This is a genomic window from Alicyclobacillus sp. SO9, assembly GCF_016406125.1.
In the GTDB taxonomy this organism is placed as follows: Bacteria; Bacillota; Bacilli; order Alicyclobacillales; family Alicyclobacillaceae; genus SO9.
Window position 1 is genome coordinate 1,786,837 of the sequence record NZ_CP066339.1, and the last position, 17,838, is coordinate 1,804,674.

At 50.1% G+C, this 17,838-nt stretch carries 16 protein-coding genes; 9 read left to right on the forward strand and 7 right to left on the reverse strand.

From position 1 onward, the window contains the following. Positions 1-132 precede the first annotated feature (132 nt). Positions 133-1,020: a DUF1028 domain-containing protein gene (locus GI364_RS07995; protein ID WP_198853100.1), complete on the reverse strand. Its 888-nt coding sequence runs from the start codon at positions 1,018-1,020 to the stop codon at positions 133-135. Positions 1,021-1,191: 171 nt separating this feature from the next. Between GI364_RS07995 and GI364_RS08000 the strand changes: the two genes are divergently transcribed. From GI364_RS08000 to GI364_RS08010, 3 genes are all read left to right on the forward strand, one after another. After that, on the forward strand, positions 1,192-1,683 hold the full coding sequence (locus GI364_RS08000) for a GAF domain-containing protein (protein WP_198853101.1): 492 nt from the start codon (positions 1,192-1,194) through the stop codon (positions 1,681-1,683). Between the two features lie 231 nt (positions 1,684-1,914). Further along, positions 1,915-2,265: an arsenate reductase family protein gene (locus GI364_RS08005; protein WP_198853102.1), complete on the forward strand. Its 351-nt coding sequence runs from the start codon at positions 1,915-1,917 to the stop codon at positions 2,263-2,265. Between the two features lie 446 nt (positions 2,266-2,711). Further along, positions 2,712-4,967 (forward strand): endonuclease MutS2, encoded by a 2,256-nt coding sequence (locus tag GI364_RS08010; protein WP_198853103.1) that lies wholly within the window; start codon positions 2,712-2,714, stop codon positions 4,965-4,967. A 581-nt stretch (positions 4,968-5,548) separates the two neighbouring features. Here GI364_RS08010 and GI364_RS08015 read toward each other — a convergent pair. The 3 genes from GI364_RS08015 to GI364_RS08025 form a co-directional block, all read right to left on the reverse strand. Beyond that, positions 5,549-6,493 (reverse strand): MBL fold metallo-hydrolase, encoded by a 945-nt coding sequence (locus GI364_RS08015; protein WP_198853104.1) that lies wholly within the window; start codon positions 6,491-6,493, stop codon positions 5,549-5,551. Positions 6,494-6,496: 3 nt separating this feature from the next. After that, on the reverse strand, positions 6,497-7,984 hold the full coding sequence (gene ftsW, locus GI364_RS08020; RefSeq protein WP_198853105.1) for a putative lipid II flippase FtsW: 1,488 nt from the start codon (positions 7,982-7,984) through the stop codon (positions 6,497-6,499). Between the two features lie 165 nt (positions 7,985-8,149). Continuing rightward, positions 8,150-8,557, reverse strand: a complete 408-nt coding sequence (locus GI364_RS08025; RefSeq protein ID WP_198853106.1) for a hypothetical protein — start codon at positions 8,555-8,557, stop codon at positions 8,150-8,152. Positions 8,558-8,949: 392 nt separating this feature from the next. Here GI364_RS08025 and GI364_RS08030 point away from each other — a divergent pair, with 392 nt between their 5' ends. Beyond that, positions 8,950-10,113: an FtsW/RodA/SpoVE family cell cycle protein gene (locus tag GI364_RS08030; RefSeq protein WP_198853107.1), complete on the forward strand. Its 1,164-nt coding sequence runs from the start codon at positions 8,950-8,952 to the stop codon at positions 10,111-10,113. Positions 10,114-10,313: 200 nt separating this feature from the next. Here GI364_RS08030 and GI364_RS08035 read toward each other — a convergent pair whose 3' ends face one another. Together GI364_RS08035 and GI364_RS08040 are read right to left on the reverse strand one after the other, a co-directional pair. Beyond that, the gene (locus tag GI364_RS08035; protein ID WP_198853108.1) at positions 10,314-10,895 is read right to left on the reverse strand and encodes a GNAT family N-acetyltransferase; all 582 of its coding nucleotides are present in this window, start codon (positions 10,893-10,895) and stop codon (positions 10,314-10,316) included. 206 nt (positions 10,896-11,101) lie between these two features. Then, positions 11,102-12,631 (reverse strand): MDR family MFS transporter, encoded by a 1,530-nt coding sequence (locus tag GI364_RS08040; RefSeq protein ID WP_198853109.1) that lies wholly within the window; start codon positions 12,629-12,631, stop codon positions 11,102-11,104. A gap of 200 nt (positions 12,632-12,831) precedes the next feature. Between GI364_RS08040 and GI364_RS08045 the strand changes: the two genes are divergently transcribed. From GI364_RS08045 to GI364_RS08065, 5 genes are all read left to right on the forward strand, one after another. Further along, entirely contained in the window at positions 12,832-13,293 is a 462-nt protein-coding gene (locus tag GI364_RS08045) for a YwhD family protein (RefSeq protein WP_198853110.1), read from the forward strand. Beyond that, positions 13,290-14,759, forward strand: coding sequence for an aminotransferase class I/II-fold pyridoxal phosphate-dependent enzyme (locus GI364_RS08050; protein WP_198853111.1), 1,470 nt, complete (start codon positions 13,290-13,292; stop codon positions 14,757-14,759). The genes GI364_RS08045 and GI364_RS08050 overlap by 4 nt, the downstream gene beginning before the upstream one ends. Positions 14,760-14,813: 54 nt before the next feature. Next, positions 14,814-15,278, forward strand: a complete 465-nt coding sequence (bcp, locus tag GI364_RS08055; RefSeq protein WP_198853112.1) for a thioredoxin-dependent thiol peroxidase — start codon at positions 14,814-14,816, stop codon at positions 15,276-15,278. 63 nt (positions 15,279-15,341) lie between these two features. Then, entirely contained in the window at positions 15,342-15,695 is a 354-nt protein-coding gene (locus tag GI364_RS08060) for a HesB/IscA family protein (protein WP_198853113.1), read from the forward strand. 211 nt (positions 15,696-15,906) lie between these two features. Continuing rightward, a complete protein-coding gene (locus GI364_RS08065) occupies positions 15,907-17,160 on the forward strand; it encodes an HD domain-containing protein (RefSeq protein WP_198853114.1) in 1,254 nt (417 codons plus the stop codon). Between the two features lie 14 nt (positions 17,161-17,174). Here the strand turns inward: GI364_RS08065 and GI364_RS08070 are convergent, their stop codons facing one another. Continuing rightward, positions 17,175-17,783: a DedA family protein gene (locus tag GI364_RS08070; RefSeq protein WP_198853904.1), complete on the reverse strand. Its 609-nt coding sequence runs from the start codon at positions 17,781-17,783 to the stop codon at positions 17,175-17,177. Between the last annotated feature and the right edge of the window lie 55 nt (positions 17,784-17,838).

Below are 17,838 nucleotides of genomic sequence, written 5' to 3' on the forward strand. Positions count from 1 at the left end.
CTGTCTTTTGGTTCGCCCGCAAGCTTGATTCGTTCGCCTGCAAACTTGATTCGCCCGCAAGTTTGATTCGGCTGTAAGCTCGGTTTGCCTGCAGGCTTCCGTGCTGCCAGATCCATTGGCCTGTAAGCGGGGCTAGGGTCGACGCAGATAATCCAGGACCCTTAAATCAATCGCAGCTTCCTCTGTCCAGCGTTCGTCAAAGTTCTCCGTCATACAATAAGCGTACAATGCATTCCGGGTGTCTTTGTCATAGGTTTCGCCGAAACCGGGGTTATAGCCTGCCTTTGCCAAGAGGTTTTGAACTTCTGTCAAGGTTTCTCCAGTCAGGGCCACCCTGTCACCCTCTTTGGATCTCTCAAAATAAAGCCGGTGCAGACTGAGAATCCGATTTAGTTCAGCGATGGGACTGGGGTGGTCATCCACGCGAATGTCTATGTATCTGTCGTTGAAACCGCCGTACCCGCCATCGGGTTTTGCAATGTACAGTGCTGCCGATTGCATGCCTCGTTTGTCTCCGCCAGCCTTCTGACCGCCTTGCAAGGCTTGTACCAGCCGTTCAGCAAAAGGCAAGTCCTGGTTGGCTTCAAACCCTTCTGCAATCCCTTCAACAACCGCTCGGCCGGCCAGTATATTTCCCTGGCAAGTAAAGTTTTCGCCCATGAGGCCGCCCGCGTAGTCAAAGCATTCGGAACCGGTAAAAGTTGCCGTCCGCCCCTTGGTATCAATAATCCCCACCTGGCGCGCTTCTCTTTCATCATCATCTTTCAACAATTCGTCAAGGACTTCCTGAGGAGATTTCCCTTCTCTCAGCAAAAGCAGCCCTTTTGGTCCGTAGCTTGTATTCGCGAACGCCTGTGTGGCTATTGCCCCTGCATCAGATGCCACCCATGGCACGGCAGCACCGACTGCCAGAAACTTGGATTGGACGGCAACGCCCACTTCTTTTGTTACCGGATTGAACGCAGCAATGGAGAATGTCGAAATGGCCGGCAGACCGTTTCTGTATACGTACTTAGTCATTGAATCCGAACTCCTTTCCGTAGTTCAGTAAATGTGGCATAATCCCGTATGAGGTATCTTGAAATCAAACTGAAAGCAGACTTCCTCTGCGTCTTTCAGTGAGGATTATACTATACCGACCCGGATTGGGCATTGGTATGAATTTGTGTCTCGATGGAGAGGAGAGGCAATATGTTTGACGAAGTAAAACTGGACCCCACTGTGAAAACATCATTTTATCATAACCTGGCAGACCAGGCGAAACACTTGACCGCAGGAGAGTCCAGTCTCATTGCGAACTTAAGCAACACGTCTGCACTTCTAAATATGCAGCTCGAGGACATCAACTGGGTCGGTTTCTATCTTTGGGACGAAAGCAAGGCAGAACTGGTTCTCGGTCCCTTCCAAGGCAAGCCAGCATGTATTCGCATCGGATTTGGCAAGGGCGTATGCGGTACTGCAGCAGAGCAGCGGAAGACTATTGTGGTCGACGATGTGATGAAGTTTGAAGGGCATATCGCCTGTGATGCAGCATCAAGGTCCGAGGTGGTTGTACCTCTATTAAAAGAAGGAAAACTAGTGGGTGTGTTAGACATTGACAGCCCGACTCCCGGCCGCTTTGACAAGGAGGATGGAGCTGGTTTGGAACTGGTTGCAGCGGCTCTGTTGGAAAACGTCAGCTAGTACCGGTACGGAAGTGTTCGGACCTGAGCAAGGCAAACGTGAGAGGTAAGCGAGAAAGGTAAGCGAGAAAGGTAAGCGAGAAAGGTAAGCGAGAAAGGTAAGCGAGAAAGGTAAGCGAGAAAGGTAAGCGAGAAAGGTAAGCGAGAAAGGTAAGCGAAGAAAGGTAAGCGAAGAAAGTAAGCGAAGAAAGTAAGCGAAGAAGGCAAACGCGAGAGGAGAGGACATAGCATAATGGAGTTTTACGGCTACAAAAAATGTTCAACCTGTCGAAAGGCTTTTAAGGATTTAGAGGAGAAGGGCATCGAGACTGAGTTTCAGGATTTTGTCAAGACACCCCCTACAAAGGAGCAATTGCGGGAGTGGGCGAAACGCGTTGACGGAGGTATTGAGGCGTTGGCAAACCCGCGCGGCACCCGCTACCGGGAACTTGGACTCAAGGGTAAGTCTCTTACGGAAGAAGAGTGGCTTGACTTACTGAGCCAAGATGGGAAGTTGCTTCGACGTCCGCTGCTTATTGGCGACGACTTTTTTGTTGTTGGATATGACCAGACCGCTTATGCCCACATTGGCAAGAAAGCTTGACGCTGACTTCAGGAGCTTGCTATAATCCAGTTACATACAGTCTAGGAGAGATGTTTGTGTCTGCGAAGGTTGTTCTGAACTAACCGAATTTCATAGAGCCAAGGAAGCAACATGCCTTGGCAGCAGTCTGCGGTGAGGAAGTGATGCGGCAGCGGCTGTTGAAATTCATTCAGAACAACGGGATCGCGGTCAGAAACAAAATTGCGTCTGGCAGAGCCGTGCTTTTGAAGCAGGGCTTTTTCTATTTGATGAGACTCGAGATGTGTAACTGTCCATGTGACGGTTTGATTGCGGGTTTCTCCATCAAATAGGTGTCGAATTAGACGCAGTTAGGCTGACTATACTTCTTGACAGTATGTCAAGCAGGAATGAACCCAGGTGTTCGTTTCTGCTTTTTTTGTTGTATCGAATGTAAAAATAAGGGATTTGTAGAGGAGGACCTAAGAATGGACCACAAGACTCTGGACACGTTAGAATTCTTCAGGATTAAGGAACAGATTGGACAATATACACTTTCTCATCTCGGCAAGAAACATGTGGACGAGATGGAGCCGTTGACAAACGTTAAGACGATCAATCGTCTGCAAGAGGAAGTGGCAGAAGCTGCAGCAGCGGTGCAATCCATCTCCAGTGTACCGATTCCAACAATGGACGGTCTGCCGGCGGCATTAAGTCATATGGACAAAGGGCTGGTTTTGACTAAGGCAGATGCGGGATCTGTGTCCCGATTCTTAAAGAGCATTGAACAGTTGCAACAGTTTATGGCGAGAAAAGAGGAGCAAGCCCCAAATGTTGCAGGTTACGCGAGGAGCTTGGATAGCTTGCCAGGTGTCCGCGGTGAATTGGACAGGTGTGTGACCAACGAATGGGTTAATGATGAGGCAAGCACAGGTCTGGCGAAAGTCAGAAAGAAGGTACGGATTGTACAAGAAAGGTTGAAAAAGAAGCTGGACAGTACTTTGAAAAAGTATAGCAAGTTTCTGCAGGATGACATCCTTACGGAGCGAGCAGGACGTACAGTCTTGTCTGTGCAGAGGGCCCACAAGAAGATGGTGCCCGGTGTGACAGTGGACCAGTCTTCAAGCGGTCAGACACTGTTTATTGAGCCGGCAGACGTTGCGTCTCTTGAGCAAGATTTGCTTGAACTACGGGCAACAGAGGAGATGGAGGCGGACTTTGTACTGCAGCAATTAACCAGTTTGGTGAGGGACAACCGCCATAGTCTGGACTTGAATATTGAGATTACCGGACAGTATGATTTTCTGTTTGCAAAGGCCAGGTTTGCGAAAGCAGTGGGTGGACGGACTGTCGCTCTGAACACGGAAGGCATTGTGCGAGTGCGGGGCGGACGACACCCGCTGTTGGGTTATCAAGCGGTGCCGTTGGACTTCTCAATCGGCGATAAGTTCAGTGTGTTGGTGATTACCGGACCAAACACCGGTGGTAAGACAGTGAGCCTGAAAACCATTGGTTTACTGACTTTGATGGTGCAGTCAGGGCTGATGGTGCCCGTTGAACAAGGCAGCGAGTTTGCCGTGTTTCATCAGGTGTTAGCGGACATTGGCGATGGACAAAGCATCGACCAGTCCCTGAGCACCTTTTCAGCTCACGTCAAAAGTGTTATCGACATTTTAGAGCAGGCCTCCCGGAACACGCTTATCTTGATGGATGAGCTTGCGACAGGAACCGATCCCGGTGAAGGTATCGGCCTATCCATCTCCGTTCTGGATGCTTTGTATCGGCGAGGGTCAACCGTTGTGGCAACAACCCACTTTAACGAGATTAAGGAGTTTGCAAAACAGACAAAGGGGTTTGAAAATGCCCGAATGGAGTTTGACACGGACACTTTGCGACCCCTGTATAAACTGAAAATTGGAGAGGCAGGCAACAGTTATGCGTTTGAAATCGCGTTGAAACTGGGCATGCCTGCAGAGATTGTGGAGAGATCGCGCCTCATTACCAGAGACACTGCCCAACTGCAGGGGCCGCATGCTGTCAGAAAACACGTGGATGATGCACCGGATGATTTGGAGACTGCACCGACTGATGCGGGGGGTGCACCGGTTGGAGCGGAGTGTACACCGGCTGATGCGGGGGGTGTCCCGGCTGATGCGAAGACTGCCCCGGCTGGTGCGAAAAGGGAGGCCCAAGGCGCTAAGAAGACGGATGAATGCGGCGCTGTAACACTAGGGAGAGCGGCGGAAGGCAGAGAGGCGAAAGGCGGAGAGGCGGAAGGCAGAGAGGTGAAAGGCAGAGAGGTGAAAGGCAGAGAGGTGAAAGGCGGAGAGGTGAAAGGCGGAGAGGTGAAAGGCGGAGAGGTGAAAGGCGGAGAGGTGAAAGGCGGAGAGGTGAATGGGGATGACACCGAGATCGAGAAGAAAAAGCCCCTTCAGATTGGTGACAGGGTATGGATTAACTCGCTGAAGCAAACTGGAATTGTGTACAGTTTGCCGGATGACAGAGGCAACATGACTGTCGTCGTACAACGAAAGCGGATGACTCTGAACCACAAGCGTGTCTCACCGTACCTTTCGCGGGAACAATTGTATCCGGAAAACTACAATCTGGACATTGTGCTGGAATCCAAGGAACATCGGCGCAAGCGAACCTTGATGACCAAACATCATGTGCAGGGATTGGCGATTGAGCACGACGCCAATACTGTGAGTCCAAAACTGAAGGAGAAAGATAGGTGGATGTGAAGGAATACCAGTGTCTAAAACTGCAAGCTGTATCGTAATCCCGAATGAGGACGCAGGAAGTGCAGCCGGCAAGCAGCCGGCAAGCAAATAGAGATCCGAGAGGCGCTTATTCGCCAGAATCCCGGCCGGACGAGGCAAATAGACACTTCAGAGAAGCTTATATGCCATTGGTGCCATGAATTCTGAAGGGGTTTGGGGACTTAAGCACTTCTCGGATGCTTATTTTGTGTCGAGGGAAAGCGATGGGCCGTATAAGCACCTGAGGGATCGCTATTTTCTGGGTCGCAGTTCGCAGAAGGTCGCAGGACACAGAACAGTCACATTTCAGCCCTCCGTGGCGTCTGTTTATGTCTATTCTGTGAACACCGCGCCGCCTCTGTCTCCGCGCCGGCCTGTCAGTTCCCTGTCTCCGCGCCGCCCCTGCCCCTGCTCCGCGCCGCCGCTGTCTCCGCGCCCCCCGCCCCTGCCCAGGCGCGCTTCCAGCTTCGCCGTCGCACTCCCGCGGCCGCGGCTCCAGCCGCGGCCTTTACCATACGCAGTCCGATCCTCGCGGGACGGCGCTACTCCTACTACTTCTCCTACTACTGCTGCCGCCTCGACTGGTAGTGAATGAGTCCCATGGCATCCAACACCATGTCAATATCGAGTACGGACAAGTCTGACGGAACGGTGTGACCTTGACGTTCGAGGTCGGTTCGAACCCACTGTCGTAGTGCATCCGCGACTGCTTCAACGGTGATATCAGGTGTGTACAGGCGGTCAATCAAGTCCGCGAAGGCGTGACCGCAACGCCTGGTTTCAGCGATTGCCTCTTCCTTCGGAGAGGGGCCAAAGTGGGCGTGGTAGACCGTCTTAAACGGAAGTTTCTCCAACCTGTCCATGGTGTGGTCAATCGCGGCTGGATCAAAGTCGACGGGTGAGGTGGAGGGCATGACCCACTCGAAGTCCCACCCTGTGAAGCAGGTTCGGTAGCGGATGCCTACTGCGTCCCCTGCGAAGAGGGCGTCGAGCTTGCTGTCGAGAATCGTAAAGTGGTGTTTGGCATGCCCTGGTGAATCGTAAAAAGTCAGTGTCCGACTGCCGATATCGAGGGTCTGTTTGTCATCGCGAATGAGTACACGTTCCTCTGGTACCGGTACCATGGAGCCAAACAGCTTTGGCAAGTCGTCTCCGTAAACCTGTGCGGCTCCGTTCCACAAGCGGGTCGGGTCAATCATGTGTCTTGCGCCCCGCGGATGAACAACGAGTGTGGCGTTTTCCGCTGTCTGCATCATTTGGCCGGCTCCGCCAGCGTGATCGAGGTGTACATGCGTTACAATCACATACGCCAAGTCTTTCGGGCTCAAACCGATGTCCTTTAGACCCTTTACCAAAATGTCGTGTGATTTTGACGATCCCGTTTCAATCAGCACAGGCTTTTCATCCCAAATCACATAGGCAGATGTGCGGCAGGGGAGTCCCTGTTCCATCAAGTCAATTTGCCATAGTTTATCCGCGAGTTGTACCGGTTTCGTTCCAGCTTTCATGGCTTACCTCCTGTTTTTACCGCCTTTACGCTTGTTCTTTCCACCTGCTGGCGTATTTGCAGATTGACTGCGCGATTTGCTTCGCTCTCGCCACGTAGACTGAACCCCTCTTGCAGGAGTGGATTGCTTCGCTCTTTTTACGCGGGAATCACGGGTCGCCGAAGATTCTTGTCTTGCTCTCCAGTTGTTTCGGACCGTTGCAGTGGACCCTTTGTACGGAGCTTTTTCTTTTTTCTCCCTGCTTGGACGAAAGGGATGAATTTGAGCGGTCTTCCCAGGCTCCCGAGGGGGTTTCTCTTCTTCCACATCAATATTACCAGATTCTGCTTTCAAAGCGCGGGCTTCATCAACAGGAATGACATCAGCCAAATCTTCGGTATCTGTTTCATAGGTGAGCGCATGGCGAGAGATATTGAGCAAAATCCCCATGGCCATCATGTCCATGACCAGGGATGTCCCTCCGTAACTGATAAACGGAAGTGGAATTCCTGTTACGGGCAACAGGCCAGTCACTGCGCCCAGGTTAATCAGCGTCTTGATGACAATCATACTGGTAATGCCCACTGCCAGCAGTGCGCTGAATCTGTCCGGTGTATGGCGGGCGACGCGAAATCCCCGCCAAACAAGTACAGCGAAGGTAATGAGCAGAGCCAGCGCACCGACAAACCCCCACTCTTCGGTAAACACGGGAAAGATAAAGTCGGCTTGTGGAATTGGCAGGTATCCTGTTTTTTCGATACTCATCCCAAAACCCTTCCCAAACCATCCCCCTGCAGCAATGCCTGTCCAGCCCTGAATGAGTTGATATCCGGACGTCTTGGCGTTGGCAAATGGGTGCAGCCAAGCTGTAATTCGCTGCGATCGGTAGTGCACCATGGTTGCAGCCAGAAAAACAGCAGGCACGAAAATCACACCGGGAATGATTAATTTCCGGAGTCTAGCACCCGATGCGAAAACAACAGTCAGGGCTGTGCCAAGCAGTGTCAAGGCTGTTCCCATATCAGGCTCGATAATAATTAAAACAAACTGCATGGCAATAATGAAAAGTGCAGGCCGAACACCGCGCTTAAAATCATTCAGGTATGAAATTTTCCTTGTGTAGAAGTAGCTGAGGTAAATAATGGTCACGACAATCGCAATTTCGGACGGCTGAATATGTATTGATCCAGTGCCAATCCAGCGGCGGCTGCCGTTCTGAGTGTGTCCGACGTGCGGTATAAGTACTACAAATAGCAAAAACAGGTCTGTGAGCAGAAACCGTACAGCATTCTTGTACATAGATTGATAAGGCACCCACAGCATAATCACTGTCATTAACAAAGTCCCGAGGGCGGCAGCAATTAACTGTTTGACAGCGAGATAGTCGGTGGCCACCTGGTGGTTTATCGCCCAGACAGAGCTTGCTGAATAAACACTAATGATACCAGTAGCACATAGAATCAGGACGGTGAAATAAAGTACGTAGTCTGGTTGATGTCGTTGTATATCCACAATTTCACCTTCCGTACATCGGGTTAAAATTCCACTTTCGGCAAGAATACATTTCAATTCCCTTAACTTCGACACAGACAACAAATCCCCTGCCGATACCTCATAAGGGTGTTGGCAGGGGATGGTCATGCGGCAGATCGTGCGAAAACCGCGGTTGTTGCTTTGTTACCACCAGTGCATTCCAACTGCAGTGATGCCGAGGATGGCAGCGAGAGGCACTGCTAATCCCCAATTTGGACCGCCGTGTCCGGGCCCGCCAGGACCACCGGGCCCCCCTGGTCCTCCGGGTCCACCAGGACCGCCCGGTCCCATAGGGCCTCCTGGACCCATGCCAAAGGGTCTGTGCGGGTCAGAGGACTCAAAGTGTACCGGGTAGTGTGGGGGATACGGATAAACCGCTCCAGTATAAGGCGCGTGCGCATAGGGTGTCTGTGCATACGGTGCGGAATGAACACTGCCAAGGACCAGATGGTGCTTCGTGTAGTGGATGACAATGCCTTTGAAAGTTCCAAAGTGCGTGTGACAATACACTTGCCGGCCCAGCAAGTTTTTGACGTGCCGATGTGTTACCATAGACGAATGCCCTCCTTCGCTTTCGCCTACAGTCTATGGCCCAGAGTTTTTTCTGACACGGCATTCGCACAGATTGCAGTATTTCAACCCGGTTTTTTTACTGACAAATGGGGAATGCCTGTTATAATAACTTGAGGTGCAACTTGTCCCAATTGGGATTGTTTCATCCTCATGTTTATACTTGCGAGGCATCGCGTCAACCCGAATTTCGAAGCCTGGATTCCCGTTTGCTTTTCATCTAATACGTTCGTTATACGTTCGTTCGAAACATGCTCAAAAACTTATGTTTGTTGCCGTAAGCCTGTCTTTTAGACAAGCACGTAAAGTTGTGTCCACGGACGCACGATTCAGTTCATAACTGTGAGAACTTGGAAGTCATCTGGAGGGTTTTTGTGGATACTCTGCGCAGAAATATTCGTGAATTTGATTTCACCCTGGTGGGTGTTTTGCTGCTGCTTGCAGCATACAGCGTGACAGCATTGTATGCGGTGGCTGCTTCCGGAAGTTCATCTGGATGGATGAAGCAGTTGTTCTTCGAGATCCTCGGGCTGATTCTGATGATTGGAGCCTCCTTAGTCGATTATCAGTCCATTCGCAGACTTCGTTGGTGGCTGTACGGAACTGCCATTATTCTCCTTGTGGCTGTCTTTGCTTTTCCCCGGGTGAATGGAGCACACAGTTGGATTAACTTGAAAGTTACCACCTTTCAGCCATCAGAGTTGGCGAAATTAGCTTTAATTCTGGTCATGGCCGACTATATGGCCAAGGTGGACGAGTCCGAACTGCCTTCCTATGGACTTAAGCATCTGCTTCCGTTGCTCGGAATGATGATTGTACCCTTTGCGTTGATTTTGAAGGAACCGGCGCTGGGGCAATCTCTGGTGGTTTTTGCTATCTTCGTGACCATGTATGTGATGTTTACGAAAAGAACCTATTTCATTTTGCTTACGCTGGGGCTGGTAGTGTTAGTCTCTGCAATCGGATTCATTGCTGTTCAGTATCCGCACCCATTTATCAACTTTGTTCAGACCGTAGCTGGGAAACACCATCTGTTAAAACCGTACCAGATGGCGCGGATACGAACCTGGTTGGATCCGTCCTATTCTATCAGTAACTTCGGGTTTAATATTCATGAAGCCAGAATTGCAATTGGATCGGGGCAGGTCTTCGGCGAAGGCTTGCTCGGCGGCATCGTTACCAACGGAGGATTTGTCCCGAATCAATCCACCGACTATATCTTTACAGTCATCGGGGAAGAACTGGGCTTTGTCGGTTCTGCAGTACTGGTCTTTTTGTTCCTCGTACTCGTGTACCGTTTGATTCGTGTTGCAGCCACGTCTCAGGATACCTTCGGTACATATTATATTGTCGGCATGATTGGCATGATTGGGTTTCAGGTATTTGAGAACATCGGCGCGGATATGTATTTGAGCCCGAGTACAGGTATCACACTCCCGTTCATCAGTTATGGGGGTTCGTCCTTGGTTATCAACTACCTGTCCATGGGCATCATTCTGAGCATTGCGTTGCGCCGCAAGAAACTACGCTTTAATTGACCCGAAGAAATGAGTTGAAGAACTGAGTTGAAGAACTGACTCGAAAAAATGAGTTGAAGAACTGAGTCGAAGATATGATTCGAAGAAAAGTGTAGAAAAGGCCGGAGGGGTACAATCCTCCGGCCTTTTCCCGTAGGTGTTGCATTGTCCATACGCAGTTTGCCAGTCAGGAATTGAGCTCAGTCAGGAACCTGGCTCAGTCAGTTAGCAACAGTTTCAAGTGAGAGTACTTTGTTTGGATCGGCAGGCATTTTGCCATAGTACTCTTTCGCATGAAAGTTGTGCACGTGTTCGCAGACCTGCGTCATCATTTCATATGCGCTCTCGTCGTCTGCTTCAGTTTTTCCGTCAGGTGTCCAGAGGAGAATATCCATATCAAAAGGGTTGCCTTTGGGGTCTTTACGTCGGTAAATCACACCGTTTGCTTCATGAAAGCCGTGACGGGAGTAGAACTTACGACGTTTGATGCTGTCAGGTTCTGCCGGGTCTTCTGGCTCGACTTCCAAGACAATGGGTTTGCCTTGGGACTGCAAGCGCTTCATGACTTTTGTTCCAATGCCTTTGCCCCGGATTTTTGAACTGACAAGGAGGTAGTCGACAAACAAAAAGTTGGGGAATTCCGCATAGAGGATTAGGAATTGCTCATCCTCCAGCTTCTTATATACACTCGCATGTTTTACGAGATCTTCTAATTGCTCCGGATGTTTCAACTCCTGTTCCGGAAAATAGTCGTTAAGACGTTTGAAGTAGTTGGGTAAGGTCATAGTAGCAGATTCACTCATTATTCTGCACATTCCTCCTCAGCAATGCTAAACATCGCCGGCTTATTTGGCATGGAAAACGGGATTGTTTTCCACCGCCACAGACCATTATAACAAACTTTACATAATGGTGCTTGGGCTTCTCTCAAGAGGTTCATAAAACGTTCACAAATTTGACAAACAATCTCATGCTTTGGGACCAAGGAATTTTGACGGGACTGTGAAGTTTACTGTGATTTTCCTTTCGTTCTCCGGCTGTTCTCCCGCGTTACCTCTTCTCGTGCCTCTTGCGGTGCTTCTTGGTAAGGTAACGCTAAAGAGATGAGAAAACCAACAACAGCAAAGCATGCCATGAGCAAATAGACATTGTGGAGAGCCAGAGCCAGAAGTTGACGCAAAGCTTCCAACACGGCCTCCGGTAATTTGGCGGCTAGTGAGGGATTTAATAAATCGTTCATGTGTTGGCCATATTTTTGATACAATCCAAGTCTTTCTATGTTACGGGAGACAACATGGTTAAACCAGGCGCCCAGGACTGCAACACCTACCGTCTGCCCCAAGGTCCTCAGGAACTGGATGGAAGCTGTCGCGGCGCCGCGCATTTCCCAGTCGACCGCAGTTTGGACAATCACGGTATAGGCTGTCATGGAGAACCCGTAGCCGAGGCCAATAACAACCATAAATGAGATGAGAATCCACTGTTGCGTTCCAATCGCAACCAGGGTTAGTCCGAAGCCGCCCAGAACAATGAAGAACATACCAAGGATTGATACCGGTTTCGATCCGATTTTTAACATCAGCCGTCCTCCAACAGTGGCACCCACGAACCAGCCGAGAGACATAGGAGCAAGCGTGAGGCCTGCGCTGGTAGCACTGTGTCCTTCAATTCCCTGGATCCACATGGGCAGATAGGCGCTGATTCCCATTAAAATACCGCCCGACAACAGGCCGGTTACATTGGACACGAGAATGGTTCGATTTTGAAAGAGGAAAGGAGGAATCATGGGTTGAGACGACTTTTGTTCGATTATGACAAAAGCAATTAATCCAACCAGCGAAATGGCGAATAGGATGAAAATGATGTCGGAATTCCAGGGATAGAGTGTACCGCCGCTGATCAACGCGTATAACAGGGATGTGACGGCCGCGGTAAAGACGGCGGCTCCCGCGTAGTCAACCTGCGCTTCATGGGGCTCAAAATCTTCCTTTAGAAATATCCAAACCAGGACCATGGATACCAGCCCAACAGGTACATTGATGTAAAAGATAAAGCGCCAACTGATATAGTCCACAAAGAAACCGCCGATGAGGGGACCCGCAATGCCGGCAATACCCCAGACCGCGCTGAACAGTCCCTGAATCTTCGCGCGGCGTTCATAAGAGTAGATGTCGCCGATGATGGTCAGCGTGACTGGAAGTACCGCTCCGGCACCGATACCTTGAAACGCCCGGAACCAAATGAGTTGGTCCATGGATTGGGCCAGTCCGGAGAGCATGGACCCAAGGAGAAACAGAATGGTTCCGATGGTAAATATAATTTTTCGGCCAAACAGGTCTGCCAGCTTGCCATAAATCGGCGTTGTGACAGCCATCGTCAGCATGTATGCTGAAAAAACCCAACTAAACAGTTTCAATCCGCCCAAGCTGCTGACGATGGTAGGCATTGCCGTGCTCACCACGGTATTGTCCATTGCCGCCAGAAAAGTAGCGACCATCAGGGCAATGGTAACATTGCGCCGGTTTGTACGCTGGTGCATTGTGATACCTCCTGAATCCTCTTCGTCCTCCTGAAGCCTCTGGTGAAGTGTTACCCGTGAGTCTCATCGTACCTGTATTCTATATTTACAGAAAGTCTTTCTTGACTCACTTGGTTTTTTGTGATTTTTATGTGACATGTGAACGCGCGAGCGTTACAATGGTGGCTATCGAATTCTCCTCGGTTGGGAGTGACAGTGGAATGAAAGAGTTAAAGTTGACAGGTAAAAAGACACACAGTACGGACGACCAAATGCGGGGACTGTCAGCCGTTCTGGTGGACGGTACAGACGTGTTTGTAGATAACGGTGCAATTCATGCAAAGAGCCGCCTCGAGAAAGGCATCAAGTTTGTCAAAGAAAAAGCAGAGCTAAAAAACCCGCGTGAAATTTGGGTGTTCTGGCTGACGATTGGCCGGGTCGAGGGTTCAGAGAAAGGTTACAAGGCAGTGCAGGGCTATCCCATGTATATTGATGAAGAGGCTTCATTAGGGTACAAGTCGATGGCGGACTCCGTTAATTCCATGGACAGGGTAGTGCGCGGCAGTGTTGATGTCTCTAATGTTCCCCGTGAGATTTTGGCACGTCTAAAGAATTTTCTGAAGTCACGAGAAACACTTTGGGAGCATGCAAAGACGGAACTTCAGGAAGTACTTGATGCATGAACCAAAATGAAACGCCGCTCTTTGACACGCTCAGAAATCACGCCGGCCGCAACCCCGTTCAGTTCCATATTCCGGGTCATAAAAAAGGGCGTGGAATGAACGCTGAGTTTCGAAACTATATCGGGCAAAACGCGTTTTCCATCGATTTGATTAACATTGCTCCCCTTGATGATTTACATCATCCTACGGGAGCAATCCGCCACGCTCAAGAACTCGCTGCAGAAGTGTTCGAAGCGGATGCGACCTTCTTTTCCGTACAAGGCACCAGTTCTGCCATTATGACCATGGTATTGGCCACGGTGGGACCGGGAGACACCATTTTGGTTCCCCGGAACGTTCATAAATCAGTGTTGACGGCAATTATGTTAGCGGATGCGCGCCCAGTCTTTTTGACGCCGGAACTGGATCCAAACTTGGGCATTGCACACGGACTGGCCGTTGAGACTGTGGAGGAGGCACTTGAGCGATACCCTGCTGCCAAAGCCTTAGTCGTCATTAACCCGACGTACTTCGGCATTGCAGCCGATTTGACCCGTTTGGTCGAAGTTGCACATCGTTACGGCGTGCCGGTACTGGTTGATGAAGCCCATGGCGTCCACGTGGGTTTTCACGAAGCCCTGCCACCCTCTGCAATGCAGGCAGGCGCCGACATGGCCGCGACAAGTGTTCATAAACTTGGGGGTTCCATGACTCAGTCCAGTATTCTGAATGTAAGAGCTGGTCTGGTGGACCCAAGGCATGTCCAGGTCGTTCTCAGTATGCTTACAACAACGTCCACGTCTTACTTGTTGCTGGCATCTCTCGATGTGGCGCGCAAGGAACTGGCACTGCACGGACAGCAGCAAATTGACAGAGCCATTCGACTGGCTGAGGCAGCGCGTCGCGAGATTAACGAGATTCACGGGCTGTACTGCTTTGGTACGGAGTTGCTTCATGACAGTGCGACCTTCGCACTTGATCCGACGAAGCTGACTGTATCCGTAAAGGACCTGGGTATCAAAGGCTATGACGTGGAAACGATTTTGCGTGATGAGTACAACATCGAGGTCGAATTAAGCGACCTCTACAACATTTTGTGCATCGTATCCTGGGGGGACACAGAAGCGGACCTGCGCCTTTTGATTGAGGCTCTGCGTGAAATTGCACACAGGTATGGAGACAGACCTGGGCACAGAGTTCTGCAAGTCGATTTACCGGAGATGCCGGAATTGAAAATGTCACCGAGACAAGCCTTCTACAGCAAAACAGAAGTCGTTCCGTTAAAAGAATCTGCAGGCAGAATCATTGCCGAAATGATAATGGTCTACCCTCCCGGTATTCCCGTGTTGTTACCCGGTGAGGAGGTCACCCAAGTAAACATTGACTACATTGAAGAGAACTTGCGGGCTGGACTTCCGGTTCAAGGCACGGACGATCCCGAAATTCAAAACGTCAAAGTAGTCCGGGAACCGCCGCTCATTCCTTGATAATCACGAAGCGTGTTATACTGAATACGAAGACGTAAAAAGGAGGAAATGGTCATGCTGGAAGTTGGACAAGCCGCTCCAGACTTTACGTTGGAAGCACACACAGGAGAATCTGTGTCATTGAAGGATTTGCGAGGGAAAAAAGTTGTTTTGTTTTTCTATCCAAAAGACAACACACCAGGATGCACCAAGGAGTCCTGTGCGTTTCGTGATTTGTACGATGACTTCGCACAAGTTGATACAGCCGTATATGGCATTTCACGTGATTCCATCAAATCGCATAACAATTTTGCCGCAAAATATAACTTGAGTATGCCGTTGTTGTCGGATGCATCTGAAGAGGTGTGCAACGCATACGGTGTACTGAAGGAAAAGAACATGTATGGGAAAAAGGTTTTTGGCATTGAACGCACTTCGTTTGTCATCGACAGGGACGGGAATATTGCCAAGATTTATCCAAAGGTGAAGGTTGACGGTCATGCTGAGTCCGTCCTGGATTACGTGAAGACGTTGGACTAAGGCTTGCTTGCCAAACTAAGGCTTGCTGGTGAATCTAAGAAGTTACATGGAGAGGTGTTCATAGTGGTTACTTTGACCGATATTGCTGCTGAAAAACTTAGGGAAATGCTAGACGAGAATGCGACGGATGAAACTGGGTTGCGGATCTATGTGAAGCCGGGCGGCTGCACCGGTTTTAGTTACGGAATGGCCCTTGACAGTGTAAAAGACGCAGATAAAACCTATCAGGTGAACGGCGTCGAAGTGATTGTGGATGAAGATAGCTTGCAGCTTGTACAAGGGTCGGAGATTGATTACGTAGAGGACTTCGAAAGCCAGGGATTTCGAATTTTGAATCCCAACGCGACGTCGACTTGCGGTTGTGGTTCCAGTTTCCGTACAGCCACGGCAGCTGGTCAACCTGGTTCCTGTGACTAAAGTTGCTTTTCAAGTCACGTTCTGCCCTGGTGTACTTGCTGCATCAGGGCTTTGCTATGTCGTAGACTTGTTTGGTGTATCGTACACTTGTTTGCTATATCGTAGACTTTGTTTGCTATATCGTAGACTTTGTTTGCTATGTCGTAGACTTGGGCAGGGGTTCCCTGCGTTTGGCCCTCAGTTCTGTAGACACGGGAGAGGAGTGCAGTAAATGGCGAGGTTTCTGAAAGTGCTGAAAGATCCGGTTCACGACGAAATTCTGGTAGACGACCCCTGGATTTGGGATATTGTGAATACTGCCGCGGTACAGCGATTGCGGCGTATTCGCCAATTGGGAACGTCCTATTTTACTTTTCACGGAGCCGAGCACAGCAGGTTTACGCACTCATTAGGTGCCTATGAAACGATGCGCAAAACCCTCGAACACCTGTATCGTGAGTACGGCTGGCCAGAGGAACGGGAGAGAAGGTTGGCATTAGCTGCTGCATTGCTGCACGATGTGGGGCACGGCCCCTTTTCTCATACTTTTGAAGCTGTGTACCCGATTCACCATGAGACATGGACACAGCGAATTATATTGGAAGATGAAGAATTGAATTCAGTGCTGTCTGAAATCGACACGGACTTTCCCCAGGATTTAGTGAACGTGTTTCGCCATGGTGAAAGGAGCAGTGTCATTCGGCAATTGATTTCAAGTCAGCTTGATGTGGACAGAATGGATTATCTGCTTCGGGATGCGATGATGACGGGCGTGTCCTACGGCCGGTTTGAACTAACTCGTTTAATTCGCTCATTGGCTATGGTAGACAACCAAATTGTACTAAAAGCCAGCGGCATACATACAGCAGAGCAATACATTTTCGCCCGTTATTTTATGTATATCCAAGTGTACCTGCATCCTGTAACTGTGGGAAGCGACTTGCTGGTGAAAAACATTCTGCAGCGTGCACAAGAACTCTTCCAACAGGAATACCCCCTCGAAATCCCTCGGTCTTTACGAACTCTGTTCGTGACGGCAGCGCAGGATGACGCTCCAAGTGTAAAGGACTATATGGCGGTGGACGAAGCAACTCTTACCTACGCCTTTCATTGCTTTTCTGACACACAAGACCAGGTTCTCTCGGACCTGTCCCGTCGTTTTCTTCATCGACAGCTGTTTGCAGCAGTGGTGCGGCCCGAATTGAGTGGTGAGGAATGGAGCTATCTCAGAACCCTGGCTCGCTCGTCTGGATTCAATCCGGATTACTATGTGCTTGGCCGAAACACAAGCGTTGCGGGATACGTCTATACAGGTGAGGGCATTGCGGTGGCGGACTCAGCGGGAGAACTGCATGAACTCACCCGCATGTCCAAAATTGTGCGGTCACTAGTGCCGAACAGCGAGCACCGGGTTTACCTTCCAAAGGAGCTGACAGAAGGCAAGAGCCCGGAATGCCAGCGAATCCGTACGATTCTAGCTCTGTGACAATGACTGCCGTCTTAGTGCTGGTTTGACTGGTCTGGTTTTCTTTTGTCACTGTCTGGCCGTTTTCGAGCGCTCCAGAACCAAATGACACCACCGAGGAGCAGAAGAGCACCGAGGTAGGACAGGGGTTTCATGTACACCGAGATGAGGTGCCGATTTTTTCCTAAATAGAATCCGGCCGCAGTTAAGGCAAGATTCCATGGAAAGGAGCCCAGGACGGAGTACAATACGAATTTGCCAACGGGCATTTCTGCAATACCTGCGGGCAGGGAAATGAAGGTGCGAAGAGCAGGAAGGATGCGGCCGACAAAAACGGTCAGTTCTCCTCGCTTCGCAAACCATTTTTCCGCGTGCACGAGGTGACGCTCGCTGAGGAAGACGTATTTTCCGTACTTTAAGATGAGTGGGCGACCGCCGAAACGGCCAACATAGTAAATAAACAAGCCGCCCGCCAAATTGGCCAGCGTACCTACAACAACGACGCCCCAGAAGGACAATGGGTGTTGAGGCAGCGACGAGAGAAATCCTGCATAGGTCATGACTGCTTCACTTGGAATTGGAATGCAGGCACTTTCGATTGCCATCAGAAGAAAAATCCCAAGATAGCCATAGTGAGAAACCATGAGACTGAGATGTTGCGTCAAGTGGAAAATCCTCCTCTATACGCCAGCGCGGTAA